Raw genomic sequence first — 12,385 nt, 5'->3', positions numbered from 1 at the left:
ACGTCGCGGATCCACCATCACGTCACCCCCTACTGACTGATGGAGACCCTGATGTCCAAGTTCAATTCCAAGTCCCTTCTGACCCTGTCCGCGCTGGCCGCCGTGCTGAGCCTGGGCGCGCTGTCGGCCCAGGCCAAGGTGGGCGGCCACCACGGCGGGCACGGCATGATGGGTGGCGGCCCGCGCGTGGAACACATGCTGGAGCAGGTCGACGCCAGCGAGGCGCAGCGCAGCGAGGTCAAGCAGATCATGCGCAGCGCCGCGGCCGATCTGAAGCCGCAGCGTGAAGCGCTTCGCAAGCTGCACGCCCAGGGTCAGGCCTTGCTGACCGCACCCAGCATCGACGCCGCAGCGGTGGAGTCGCAGCGCCAGCAGGCCCAGGCCCTGCATGATCAGATCAGCAAGCGCATGAGTCAGGCCCTGGTTGCGGCCGCTAACGTGCTGACGCCCGAGCAGCGCAGCAAGCTCGCCGAGCGCATGGCCAAGCGCCAGGCTCGTATGGCGGAGCATCGTGCCGAGCGGATCAAGGCCGACGCCCCCAAGCAGTAAGTGCCCGGAGACTCGCTTATGCTTGACACCTCCATGTCCACGGGCTTGGTGGCGGCGCGTCGCGCGGGCAGCCACCGCCGAGCGCAGCCCCAGCCATCCATGAGTACCCGACTGCTTCTTGTTGACGACGATGCCCGCCTGACCTCGATGTTGGGCGACTATCTGACGGCCGCCGGCTTCGAGGTCGAGACCGCGCACAGCCTGGCCCAGGGCCGGCAGGCGCTGGAGGCGGCCCTGCCCGATCTGCTGGTGCTGGACCTGATGCTGCCCGATGGCGACGGGTTGGACTTCTGCCGCAGCCTGCGCGGCGAGCCCCGCACCCGGCGATTGCCGGTGCTGATGCTGTCGGCGCGCGGCGAGCCGATGGACCGCATTCTCGGCCTGGAGCTGGGCGCCGATGACTATCTGGCCAAGCCCTTCGAGCCGCGCGAGCTGCAGGCCCGCGTCAAGGCCTTGCTTCGCCGTGCAGAGCCGGAAGGCCAGGCTGATGATGTCTTGCGCTTCGGTCGGCTCGAGATCGATCTGGCGGCGCGCGTCGCACGGCTGGACGGCAAGCCCTGTGATCTGACCAGCCATCAGTTCGATCTGCTGGTGGTGCTGGCGCAAAGCCCGGGCCGGGTGTTGTCGCGCGACCAGATCATGGACGCGCTGAAAGGCCATCCGCTGGACGCCTTCGATCGCTCGATCGATGTCCATGTCTCGCGCATCCGCGCGCTGATTGAGGATGACGCAAAGAACCCGCGCCGCGTGCTGACGGTGCGCGGTGTGGGCTATGTGTTCGCGCGCAAGCAAGACGCCGACAGCTGAGGCCGCCCGCACTTGAAATCACTCTACCTGCGCATCTATCTGACCCTGGTGGTCCTGCTGCTGGCCTTTGCGTTCGGCTCAGCTTGGCTGTTCCAGCGCCAGATCGAGCAGGAGCGAGGCGGCTTTGAGGCCGCCGCGACCGAGCGCCTGAGTTCGATGGCGCTGCTGATTCACCGCGCGCTGCCCGAGGCCGACGCGCCGCGCGAACAGCAAGCCGAGGCGCTGCGCGACTGGGGCCAGCGCTTGCGAATGTCTATCGCGCTGGACGATCCTCAGGGTGAGCGGATCGCGGCCTCGGAGCAGTTCGAGCGCCGCATCAAGGACCCGGGTGTGCGATTGCTGCAGGTGCCGCTGGAGGATGGCCGCAGCTTGTGGATGCTGCGGGGCGGGTTGCGCTCCGCAGTGGCTGGTGCCAGCCCTGCGGGTGAACGCGCTGAGCGTGGTGATCGCATCGCCAGGCCGCCGCGTCGCGATGAAGGCCCCTGGCTGCTGGCGCCCTTCGGGCCTCGCCCCAGCGGCGAGGCATTGGTCATCCTGCTGGTGCTGCTCTTCCTCGCCGTGGCGGTGAGTGCCTATCCGGTGGTACGGCGCCTGACCCGGCGCCTGGAGAATCTGCAGCGCGGTGTCGAATTGTTCGGCGCCGGCAATCTGCAGCACCGGGTCAAGGACGCAGGGCGCGACGAGGTGGCTGCGCTGGCCGCCAGCTTCAACCGCACGGCTGGCCAGATCGAGGCCTTGCTGCGCTCGCACCAAAGCCTGCTGGCCAATGCCAGCCATGAACTGCGCTCGCCGCTGGCGCGGCTGAAGATGGCTTTCGCGATGCTCGAGGGGTCGAGCCCGGCCCAGCGTGCGCGACTGCAGCAGGAGATCGACACCAACATTGGCGAGCTCGATGCACTGGTCGAAGAGGTCTTGCTGGCCAGTCGGCTCGAGTCCGGCGCCCAAGCGCTGCAGCAAGATCCTGTCGACCTCCTCGGCCTTGCGGCCGAGGAGGCCTCGCGCACCGGCGCCCTGGTCGATCCTGACGAGGGCGCACTGGACTTCAAGGTACCCGGCGAGGAGCGCCTGCTGCGCCGTGCGGTGCGCAATCTGCTCGAGAACGCCCGCCGCTACGGCGGCGAACAGGTGCTGCTGGAGTTGCGTCGGCGCGGTGCGAGCATGGAGCTGAGGGTCTGCGACCGCGGCCCCGGCGTGCCGCCCGAGATGCGTGAGCGCATCTTCGAACCCTTCTTCCGCCTGCCCGGCCATGCCGAACTGGCCGGCGGTGTCGGCCTGGGACTGAGTCTGGTCAAGCAAATCGCGCAGCGCCACGGCGGAGAAGTGCGTTGCGAAGGCCGTGAGGGCGGCGGCAGCTGCTTTGTGCTGAGTCTTCCTCAGAGGGCGACCTAGACGCCGGGTAAGCCCTCGTCTGACTGGCCGCACAAGGGTAGGTCGGGGCGGCGCTCGCGCGCGGGCAACTGGCGGCGGATGTCCTGCAGCGCGCTGCGCAGACCTTCTTCCAGCACCGGGTGATAGAAGGGAAGCTGTAGCGCCTCGATGACATCGACACGGCGCTGTATCAGCCAGGCCAGTTCGTGGCCCAGATGCTCGGCACCGGCGCACACCATCTCGGCGCCGATCAGCCGACCGCCGGCATCGGCATGGACGAGCATCAGGCCATGGGTCTGCCCCATGATGACCGAGCGTCCCTGGGTGCCGAAGTTACTGCGGCCGGTCAGTGCACCAGCGGGCAGCTCCGCCTGGCCGAGACCGCAGCGTGCTATCTGCGGCTCGGTGAAGGCGATGGACAAGGGTGTGCGGCGGGCCAGGCATGAGGCCTCGGGATGCAGCGCATACCAGGCTGCCAGCCGACCATCGTCGGCTGCCTCGTGCATCAGCGGCGTCAGCGCATTGACATCGCCGGCAAAGAACACCGCCGTGTCACCGGCGCGCAGGCTTTGCGCATCGATGGACGGCAGGCCTCGTGCATCGAGGGGTAGTCCCAGCGCGGCCAGGTTCAGCCCTTCGACTGCCGGCGTGCGACCCAAGGCAGCCAGTACTGCGTCGACCTCGATGCGCTGCTCGCCGAACTCGACCACCAGGCCCGGATCGGCGGCTCGCAACTGGGCCTCATGGCCTTGATGAATCGAGAAATGCTCGGACAGTGCCGCATGCGCCAGGGCGCTGAGTTCGGGCTGGGCCATGCCGGCCACCCGGGCGCTGCCACGGCCGAAGGCGTGGACCTCGACACCCAGCATCGCCAGCGCCTGGCCGAGCTCGCAGCCCAGCGCGCCCAGGCCGATGACGGCCATTCGCGCCGGCAGGTCCGGCAGCTCGAACAGGCTGTCGCTGCTGAGCACCCGGCTGCCGAAGGCCTGCCAGGCCGGCGGCACCAGGGGACGGCTGCCTGTGGCGACGATGATGGCATCGGCACTGAACAGCTCGACGCCGGTGACGCTGCGCGCCTCGATGCGGTTCGGCGCGACGAAACGAGCGCTGGCCTGTAGATAGTGCTTTCCCATCTTGTCGACGGCTCGCACCGGGCCGCTGACGAAGTGGTCGCGCAGCGCGCGCACCTGCTGCATCACGCCTGCCGAGTCCAGTTCGGGCAGGGTGCCCTTGAGCAGCCGGCGCCGGTAGAGACTGTGTGTGGCGTGGACCTCGCGCGCCACCTGCAGCAAGGCTTTGGACGGCATGCAACCGACCCGCGCGCAGGTGGTGCCCAACGGGCCCGGGTCGATCAGCAGAATGTCATCGCTGAGTTCGCTGGCCTGCTTGTAGGCGCTGAGGCCGGCAGTGCCGGCACCGAGAATGATCAGGCGGTGGTGATGCATAGCAGCTGTCCTTGGTGAGCGGGCAAGCATATCGGAGCCCGTGGCGCTCACAAGCTCAAGGTCTCACGGCCGGCGTCTCGATCGGCAGGCCAGCGCCGCGCTGAGCCAGATAGAGTTCCAGATCAAGCAGTTCTTGCGCGTCCCAGGCAAAGGGTTCGGCCCGCACTCCGCTCATGCAGTTGCGCAGCCGGCGCTGAAGCGAACCCAGTCCCTGCCATTCCAGCCGGTATAGCGGGTAGCCGTTCGCATGACCCGGCGGAATGAGGCTGCCTGCCAGACGCTGCCCGACATTGGCCTGATGGCAGATCGCGCAGCTCAGATTGAGCTGGCCGATACGAGCGTTGAACAAGACCCGACCACGCGCCCGCGCCGGCTCCAGCCGCGCGTCGGTGGGGGGTGCCAGCGGCAGGCCGCGCGACTGCAGACCGATAAAGGCCGTCAGCCCCAACAGCTCGGCGTTCTCAGGCGGCCACGGCGGGCGGCCCTGGTGGACGCTGCGGCACTGGTTGACGCGCTGGGCCAGGTTCAGCGGCCTGGCCGAGCGGGTGTCGAAGGCCGGATAGCGGGCAGCCACGCCGACCATGCTCTGCCTTGCATCCCCATGGCAGGAGGCGCAAGCTTTGTCAGGGCCGCGAGTCCACAGCTGGGCGCCGTCCTGCACCCACAGCATGGCCGGGTTCTGGGCGTCATCGCGCTGCATGGCCTGCAGCGCCGGGCTCAGCTGCTCGAAGCCCGAGCGCGCCCAGGCGGGCAGTGCGGTCGCGATCAGCAGCAGCGCCGGCCAGGCCTTCATGTCGCGGTCAGCGTAACGGTCTCAGTCTGCGCGAAGCCCTGGTCGCCGATCCAGCTGAAGCTCAGCGTTCCGCTGTCGCCGACCCGCAGCGGGAAGGCCAGATAAGGATTGGCGGCGATGGCGGCGAACAGATCGGTGCTGAACACCAGCTCGTTGTTGTAGCGGCACTCGAAGCGGCGCAGGATGTTGCGCGGCAGCAGGCTGCCGTCACTGTCACGTCGGTAGCCGGTCTCCATCGGGTGCGCGATCAGCGTGCGGATCTCGATGATGCTGCCGCGCGGCGCGCTGGCGGGCAGGGTGATCAGCGTTCTAGCCATGATGGGCTTGCTACTCCACGCAGGCGGCCAGCGTGACCACCACATCGGCGCTGGCTTGCCAGCAACTGCCGTCGGACAGGCGTGCCAGCGCGACGATCTGCTGGCTTGTGGCCAGCCGGATGCGGGTCGACACCTCTGCCCGGCCAGCGTGCGAGCTCAGTCTGCAATGCAGCACCTCCAGCTGTGGGTTCTGCTCAGTGAACAGGGCGATCTCGCGCACATGGTCCTGCGGGGTCATCGGGCTGGCGACGGTGATGCTGATGGGCACGGCATTGCCGTTCTCAACCAGCGGCGCGATCTCCAGCGTGATGCGCCCGCGCTGGACCGGTGTGCCGGCAGCAAAGCCGGCGATTGCCTCGCGAAGCGCTTCGGGCGTGGCGCCGGCCGGCCGCAGCGCCAGGAACATGCTCAGACCGAGCCACAGACGGCGTGAGCGGTCCATGCCTCAGTCCTTCAAGGTGTGCAGATAGGCCACGACATCCTCGACCTGCTGGGCATCCAGCACCGGCTTGCCGCGCCAGTCGCGCCCGACCTGATTCAGGCCGTCCAAGCGGTGATAGGCCGGCATGATGGAGTCGGGGTTGACGCGCTGGCTGTCGACGATGCGCAGGCGCAGCTGGCCGATGCTCAGGCGCGCACCGGCGCCCGCCAGACTGGGCGCCAGTGTGCCCTGAAAGCGCTCCTCAGGGATGGGCGCGTTGTGGCACAGCAGGCACAGCCCGGTCTGGCGGCTCGCGACGATGGCGCGGCCGCGCTGCGCATCTCCCTGCAGCCCCTGCAGCGGTTCGGGGATGACATCGGCAGTGGTCGCCGACACCAGCACCAACGTGGCCAGCAGCATGGCGCTCAGGCCGCCAACTGATCCTTCAGCGGCAGCTGACGGATGCGCTTGCCGGTGGCAGCGAAGATGGCATTCAGCACCGCAGGCGCGGCCACCGCGATAGTGGGCTCACCGACCCCACCCCAGAAGCCGCCCGAGGGCATCACCACGGTTTCGACTTTGGGCATGTGCTCCATCTTCAGCACCGGATAGTCGTGGAAATTACTCTGCTCGATGCGGCCGTTCTTGACCGTACATTCGCCGAACAAAGCGGCCGACAGGCCGTAGACAAAGCTGCCCTCGACCTGGGCCTCGATCTGCTGCGGATTGACCGCATGACCGCAGTCGGTAGCGGCAACGATGCGGTGGATCTTCAGCGCGCCCTTGGGCCCGACGGAGACCTCGGCACAGGCCGCGACATAGCTGCCGAAGCCCATGATCTGGGCCAGCCCGCGATGGTGGCCCTTGGGTGCGGGTCGGCCCCAACCGGCCTTGTCGGCCACCGCGTTCAAGACCGCCAGGTGCTTGGGTGAGCCGGCCAGCAGCTCGCGGCGCAGCGCCAGCGGGTCGCGCTTGGCCGCATGGGCGATCTCGTCCAAAAAGCACTCCATATAGATCGCGTTCTGGTTCAGATTGACACCGCGCCAGAAGCCCGGCGGCACCGCAGGATTGCGCATCGCATGCTCGATCAGCAGGGCCGGGAACTTGTAGCCCAGATGCCCCTCAGGGCCATCGGCGTTCAGCCCCTGGAACACCACCGGATCACGGCCGTCGCGGATGTTCTGCGGGAAGATGCCGGCCACGATGGACTGGCCCGAGATGCGCATGGCCAGGCCCGTGATCTTGCCCTGCGCGTCCAGACCCGCCGTCAGCTTGCACTGCGTGACCGGGTGGTAGCGGCCGTGCTGCATATCCTCCTCACGCGACCAAATCATCTTGACCGGCGTGCCGGGCATCTGCTTGGCAATGGCCACAGCCTGGCGCACCCAGTCATGGACGGCACCGCGCCGGCCGAAACCGCCGCCCAGCAGCAGCTTGTAGACCTCGCACTGCGCCGGCGGCAGGCCGGCCGCCTCGGCGGCGGCGGCCAGCGCAGCCTCGCCGTTCTGGGTCGGTGTCCAGACCTCGCAACGCTCCGGTGTCCAGCGCGCGGTGGCGTTCATCGTCTCCATCGTGGCGTGGTTCTGGAAGGGGTAGCTGTAGATGGCTTCCAACTGGCGGGCTGAAGCCGCGATGGCCGTCGGCGCATCGCCGAACTTGGTGCCGGGCACCGCGTCTTGTGCATCCAGCCCCTCCTTCAGCGTCGCCGCGATGGCGGTGCTGCTGAGCTGGGCGTTGGGGCCTTCATCCCAGAGGATAGGGAGCTGATCCAGCGCAGTCTTGGCGCGCCACCAGGTATCGGCCACCACGGCCACGGCGCTGTCGCCGACCGGCAGCACGGCCTTGATGCCGGGGCGCTTCAATGTGGCGGCGGCGTCGAAGCTCTTGAGCTTGCCGCCGAACACCGGGCAGTCCTTGATTGCGGCATTGAGCATGCCGGGCAGCTTCAGGTCCATGCCGTAGACCTGGGCGCCGGTCAGCTTGTCGCGGGTGTCGAGACGGCGTATGGGCTGGCCGACCAGGGTCCAGGCGCCGGGCTCCTTGAGCTTGATGTCGGCTGCGGCGGGGATGGGCAGCCTGGCGGCCGCTGCGGCCATCTTGCCGTAGCTGGTGCTGCGGCCACTGGGCTTGTGGCTGATCAGACTCTTGGCTGTCGTGCATTCGGCGGCCGGCACGCCCCACTCGGCGGCCGCCGCCTGGATCAGCATCAGCCGCGCGGCGGCGCCGCCCTTGCGCACATAGTCATGTGATTCGCGGATGCCGCGGCTGCCGCCGGTCGAGAAATTGCCCCAGGCGCGCTGGCGTGCCAGGTTTTGCCCGGGCGTCGGGTACTCGGTCGTGACCTTGGACCAGTCGCATTCCAGCTCCTCGGCAACCAGCTGAGCCAGGCCGGTCAGCGTGCCCTGGCCCATCTCAGAGCGGGCAATGCGGATCACCACGCTGTCGTCGGGCCTGATCAGCACCCAGGCATTGATCTCGGGCGTGGCCGCCGTGGCTTGCGCCAGCGCCGGCAGCGGCACGTGAAAGCCCAGCATCAGTCCGCCGCCGCCGAGGGCGCTGCGCTGAAGAAATTGTCGGCGTGTTGTGGTCAAGGTCTGGCTCATGCGGCACCCCCGTCGACGATACGGATAGGGATGGCCGCGCGCTTGGAGCCGCCGGCCACATGGTGAATGGCGGCGCGCACGCGGTTGTAGGTTCCGCAGCGACAGATATTGTTCATCGCCGCGTCAATGTCGGCGTCGCTGGGCCTGGGTTTGTCCTTCAGTAGCGCAACGGCCGCCATGATCATGCCGCTCTGGCAGAAGCCGCATTGCGGCACGTCCAGCGCGGCCCAGGCCTGCTGTACCGGGTGGCTGCCATCGGGCGAGAGGCCTTCGATCGTGACGATCTTCTCCTTGGCCCCGAGGCTGGAGACGGGCCGCACGCAGGAGCGCGTCGGGACGCCGTCGATGTGTACGGTGCAGGCACCGCACTGGGCGATGCCGCATCCGTATTTGCTGCCGGTCAGGCCGAGTTGTTCACGAAGCACCCACAGCAAGGGGGTGTCGGGATCGGCCTCGAATTCGCGCAGCGCACCGTTAACATTCAACTGGGCCATGGCTTATCTCCTGAGCTTCGCAGTGACGGGCCGCGCAAGCCTAGCAGGATTGGCCAAGGCGCGCTGACGCTCAGTGTTTCTTGTACTGGGTCGCGCCGAACAGCACCTCGCGGGCTTGGTCGGTGACCAGGGGTTTGCGCTGCTGGGCGAGCACCTCGACGCCGCGCTGCACCGCCGGTCGCGCGGAGATCTCGTCGAACCAACCTTTGAGATGCGGATAGTCGCCCAGCTCCACGCCTTGGTTCTTCCATGAGCGCAGCCAGGGGAAGGTGGCGATGTCGGCGATCGAATAATCGGGTCCGCCCAGATAAGTGCTGGCGGCCAGGCGCTTGTTGATCACGCTGTAAAGACGCCTGGCCTCATTGCTGTAACGATTGATCGCGTAATCGATTTTCTCGGGCGCGTAGATGCGGAAGTGGTGGGCCTGACCAAGCATCGGACCGACGCCGCCCATCTGGAACATCAGCCATTGCAGCACCTCGTATTTAGCCGCCGTGTCACCGGGCAACAGGCGGCCGGTTTTGCCGGCCAGGTAGAGCAAAATAGCACCCGATTCGAACAGCGATATCGGTTTTCCCTCCGGCCCATCGGGGTCGACGATGGCGGGAATCTTGTTGTTGGGGCTGATGGACAGAAAGCCGGGCTCGAACTGAGCCCCGGCGCCGATGTCCACGGGGATCACCTTATACGGCAGGTCACATTCTTCCAACATGATGTGAACTTTGTGCCCATTGGGTGTGGGCCATGAATAGACTTCAATCATTGTTTGCTCTCCACGCTGCGCAGCTCATTGTCCTAGTCCATGTTAATTAAGCAAGTTAAACGCTGGTTTGTCGCACGGGCCAATGCCGCGCGGTGGAAGCACATGGCCGATTGGGCCGAGAGCCGCGGCGCGCAGTTTCGCCAGAGCCGCGATGCGCGCGGCTTCCAGATCGAGCAGGCCAAGGCCGCGCCGGGCGGCGCGCTGCGCATCGAATGGGCGCCGTCGCAGCGCAGCTATATCGAAGGTAATGAGCTGCGCATGCGCTGCGAGCTGGGGCTGCACTCGGATCTGCAAATGATGGTGCTGGCGCGCTCATTGATGGAGCGGCTGGAGAAGGCGGTGTTTGAGGCCTATACCGACACCTTGAAGACCCGGGTCGATACCGACACGCCCGAGGAGATGCGCTGGCTGGTGATGTTCGCCAAGTTGAAGAACTATCCTCACAAGCTGGTCAAGGAGCGTTTCGGCGCCGTTGCGATCAACCAGGAAGTGGTGTCGGCCTGGTTGGAGAACGCGCTCAGCGACCTGCTAATCCAGGCCAGCCAGGATCTGCTGCCCGAGGAGCGGCCCTTTGTGCTGATGGTGCTGCGCGGCAATGTCTATCTGCGCGTCTCGATGCAGGAACCGACCCTGGCCGAGATCCAAGGGCTGGTGAAGCTGCTGGAGACAGCCTGCCGCGAGGCCCAGCGTGTCAATGCACGGCTGGCCGATGGCGGGCCCTGGCCGACCACCACATCGGTGGCCTGGCAAAGCCAGCCACCTCTGGGCGAGCTGCCGGGGCGTTGACGCTCAGGCAGCGCGCCGCGCGAACTGCCAGCCCAGCTCGGCCATCGGCCGGGCGCCGGCCGCTGCCTCGCGGGCCCGCTCACTGGAGGCCGTGCCGGCCTCGACGCGCTTGGCAATGCCTTGCAAAATAGCGGCGATACGGAACAGGTTGTAGGCCAGGTAGAAGTTCCAGTCGCGCATCACCAGGGCCATGTCTGCGCGGCCGGTGCGCTCGCAGTAGCGACGCACGTAGCTGAGTTCATCGGGAATACCCAGCGCGGCCAGGTCATGGCCGCCGAGGCCGCGCGCCGCCCCCGAGGTCCGGATATGCCACGACATGCAGTGGTAGCTGAAGTCGGCCAGTGGGTGACCGAGGGTCGACAGCTCCCAGTCAAGCACCGCCAGCACGCGCGGCTCGGTCGGGTGAAATACCAGGTTGTCGAGCCGGTAGTCGCCATGAACGATGGCCACCTCACGCTCGTCGCGCGCCGAAGCTGGGATGTTCAGCGGCAGCCATTCGATCAGTCTGTCCATGGCTTCGTTGGGACCGGTGACCGACGCCTGATACTGCTTGCTCCAGCGCCCAATCTGGCGTTCGAAGTAGTTGCCTGGCTTGCCGTAGCCGGTCAGCCCGGCGGCCGCGAAGTCGACGTTGTGCAGTGCTGCCATCACGCGGTTCATCTCATCGTAGAGGCCGCCACGCTCGACCGGGCCCATGCCCGGCAGGCTCTGGTCCCACAAGACCCGACCCTCGATGAACTCCATGACGTAGAACGCCCGGCCTATCATGGCCTCGTCCTCGCACAGCGCCAGCATGCGCGGAACTGGCACCGCCGTGCCCTGCAGCGCCTTCATCACCGCGAACTCGCGCTCGATCGCATGGGCGGAGGGCAGCAGCTTGGCGACCGGGCCGGGCTTGGAGCGCATCACATAGCTGGCGCTGGGCGTGAGCAGCTTGTAGGTCGGGTTCGACTGACCACCCTTGAACTGCTCGATGCGCAGCGGGCCGGCAAAACCTGGCACCTGGGCACTCAGCCAGCGGTCCAGGGCCTCGGTGTCCAGCGCCTGCGCGAGCTCGCGGGTGCCTGTGAATGCGTCGTCCATGGGGTTCCTTCAATGGTTGTTGGACAGGCCCGGCGACGCGCGAGCCGGGATCAGCGTGCGGCGATGGCCATCAGCTTTTCCTTGCTCAGCAACACCAGGCGGGTGGGCTCCACTCGCACCGCGCCGTCGCGTTCGAAGCCCTTGAGCTCCTGATTGACGCGCTGGCGCGAGGCGCCCAGCATCTGGGCCAGATCTTCCTGCGCGAGCTGCAGGCCGATACGGATTTCCTCGCCCTGCGGCACGCCGTAGGAGCGCGCCAGCAGCAGGATCTGCTTGGCCAGGCGCGAGGCCAGCGGCCGGGTGTTCAGATCCTCGACCACATCGAACATCAGGCGCAGGCGCCGGCAGTTCAGGCGCAGCAAGGCCTCGTAGAGCTCGGAGTGGCGCGACAGCAGATCCTTGAAGTCGGGCTTGCGCACCACCAGCAAGGTGGTGTCGCCATGGGTGGTGGCATCGTGAGTGCGCGGCATGCCGTCGAACAGCGAGATGTCGCCAAACCATGTGCCGGGTTCCACGTAGGTCAGCGTGATCTGCTTGCCCGAGAGCGAGACCGAGCTGACCCGCACCGCGCCCTTGGCCACGCCGACCCATTCCTCGGCCGGTTCGCCGCGGCAGGACAGCAGGGCGTTGTCGCCCAGGCGGCGCACCGTAGCACGCGAGAGAATGTCGCCTCGCAAGGGCGCGGACAGTTTGGAGAACCACGACCCCGACTCGATATTGCTGCGTTCGGGAATTGTAAGAACCGTGCTATTCATGCTTAGTCGCTGACGTGACAGCTACAGGCTGCCCTTCTCGGTCATTGTCCATGAGTCTGCTGCGACGCTGCCAAGAGGCGGGCACTGTGTGAACAATGGAACAGCTGCGGCTTTGGTGTGCTGATGCTGGGTTTGACCGCACTTGTTGTGGTGCCCGACATGCTAGAGTGCCCAGCAAACAACAGATCATCCCTGCATGTA

The 12,385-nt window shown here is 66.9% G+C and carries 14 protein-coding genes; 4 read left to right on the top strand and 10 right to left on the bottom strand.

The genetic code is table 11. From position 1 onward, the window contains the following. Positions 1 to 51 precede the first annotated feature (51 nt). The 3 genes from OOZ63_RS21950 to OOZ63_RS21940 all read left to right on the top strand — a co-directional run bounded on the left by OOZ63_RS21950 (position 52) and on the right by OOZ63_RS21940 (position 2,745). The gene (locus OOZ63_RS21950) at positions 52 to 549 is read left to right on the top strand and encodes a Spy/CpxP family protein refolding chaperone (RefSeq protein WP_266007755.1); all 498 of its coding nucleotides are present in this window, start codon (positions 52 to 54) and stop codon (positions 547 to 549) included. Between the two features lie 99 nt (positions 550 to 648). Beyond that, a complete protein-coding gene (locus OOZ63_RS21945; protein WP_266007754.1) occupies positions 649 to 1,356 on the top strand; it encodes a response regulator in 708 nt (235 codons plus the stop codon). Between the two features lie 12 nt (positions 1,357 to 1,368). After that, positions 1,369 to 2,745 carry a sensor histidine kinase gene (locus OOZ63_RS21940; protein WP_266007753.1) on the top strand — a complete coding sequence of 459 codons (1,377 nt, stop codon included), beginning with the start codon at positions 1,369 to 1,371 and terminating at the stop codon, positions 2,743 to 2,745. Here OOZ63_RS21940 and OOZ63_RS21935 read toward each other — a convergent pair. The 8 genes from OOZ63_RS21935 to OOZ63_RS21900 form a co-directional block, all read right to left on the bottom strand. Next, positions 2,742 to 4,169: a dihydrolipoyl dehydrogenase gene (locus tag OOZ63_RS21935; protein WP_266007752.1), complete on the bottom strand. Its 1,428-nt coding sequence runs from the start codon at positions 4,167 to 4,169 to the stop codon at positions 2,742 to 2,744. The two genes, OOZ63_RS21940 and OOZ63_RS21935, sit on opposite strands and share 4 nt — an antisense overlap. A 55-nt stretch (positions 4,170 to 4,224) precedes the next feature. Next, positions 4,225 to 4,962, bottom strand: a complete 738-nt coding sequence (gene soxA, locus OOZ63_RS21930) for a sulfur oxidation c-type cytochrome SoxA (protein WP_266007751.1) — start codon at positions 4,960 to 4,962, stop codon at positions 4,225 to 4,227. Next, on the bottom strand, positions 4,959 to 5,279 hold the full coding sequence (gene soxZ / locus OOZ63_RS21925; protein ID WP_266007750.1) for a thiosulfate oxidation carrier complex protein SoxZ: 321 nt from the start codon (positions 5,277 to 5,279) through the stop codon (positions 4,959 to 4,961). Before soxZ ends, soxA begins: the two co-directional genes overlap by 4 nt. Positions 5,280 to 5,289: 10 nt before the next feature. Continuing rightward, positions 5,290 to 5,721, bottom strand: coding sequence for a SoxY-related AACIE arm protein (locus OOZ63_RS21920; RefSeq protein ID WP_266007749.1), 432 nt, complete (start codon positions 5,719 to 5,721; stop codon positions 5,290 to 5,292). Positions 5,722 to 5,724: 3 nt separating this feature from the next. After that, positions 5,725 to 6,120 carry a sulfur oxidation c-type cytochrome SoxX gene (soxX, locus tag OOZ63_RS21915; RefSeq protein WP_266007748.1) on the bottom strand — a complete coding sequence of 132 codons (396 nt, stop codon included), beginning with the start codon at positions 6,118 to 6,120 and terminating at the stop codon, positions 5,725 to 5,727. Positions 6,121 to 6,125: 5 nt separating this feature from the next. Further along, positions 6,126 to 8,303: a xanthine dehydrogenase family protein molybdopterin-binding subunit gene (locus tag OOZ63_RS21910; protein WP_266007747.1), complete on the bottom strand. Its 2,178-nt coding sequence runs from the start codon at positions 8,301 to 8,303 to the stop codon at positions 6,126 to 6,128. Then, entirely contained in the window at positions 8,300 to 8,797 is a 498-nt protein-coding gene (locus OOZ63_RS21905; protein ID WP_266007746.1) for a (2Fe-2S)-binding protein, read from the bottom strand. Before OOZ63_RS21905 ends, OOZ63_RS21910 begins: the two co-directional genes overlap by 4 nt. Before the next feature lie 70 nt (positions 8,798 to 8,867). Further along, entirely contained in the window at positions 8,868 to 9,560 is a 693-nt protein-coding gene (locus tag OOZ63_RS21900; RefSeq protein ID WP_266007745.1) for a glutathione binding-like protein, read from the bottom strand. Between the two features lie 102 nt (positions 9,561 to 9,662). Here OOZ63_RS21900 and OOZ63_RS21895 point away from each other — a divergent pair, with 102 nt between their 5' ends. Beyond that, positions 9,663 to 10,346, top strand: a complete 684-nt coding sequence (locus OOZ63_RS21895) for a hypothetical protein (protein WP_266007744.1) — start codon at positions 9,663 to 9,665, stop codon at positions 10,344 to 10,346. A gap of 3 nt (positions 10,347 to 10,349) precedes the next feature. On the opposite strand, the gene OOZ63_RS21890 is transcribed toward OOZ63_RS21895, so the two are convergent. Continuing rightward, positions 10,350 to 11,429 carry a phosphotransferase gene (locus OOZ63_RS21890; RefSeq protein ID WP_266007743.1) on the bottom strand — a complete coding sequence of 360 codons (1,080 nt, stop codon included), beginning with the start codon at positions 11,427 to 11,429 and terminating at the stop codon, positions 10,350 to 10,352. 50 nt (positions 11,430 to 11,479) lie between these two features. After that, a complete protein-coding gene (locus tag OOZ63_RS21885; protein WP_266007742.1) occupies positions 11,480 to 12,184 on the bottom strand; it encodes a Crp/Fnr family transcriptional regulator in 705 nt (234 codons plus the stop codon). Positions 12,185 to 12,385 lie beyond the last annotated feature (201 nt).

It is taken from the genome of Paucibacter sp. PLA-PC-4, assembly GCF_026241155.1.
GTDB lineage: Bacteria > Pseudomonadota > Gammaproteobacteria > Burkholderiales > Burkholderiaceae_C > Roseateles_E.
The sequence above is the reverse complement of the archived record's forward strand: the minus strand, read 5'-3'. Positions and strand labels throughout refer to the sequence as shown.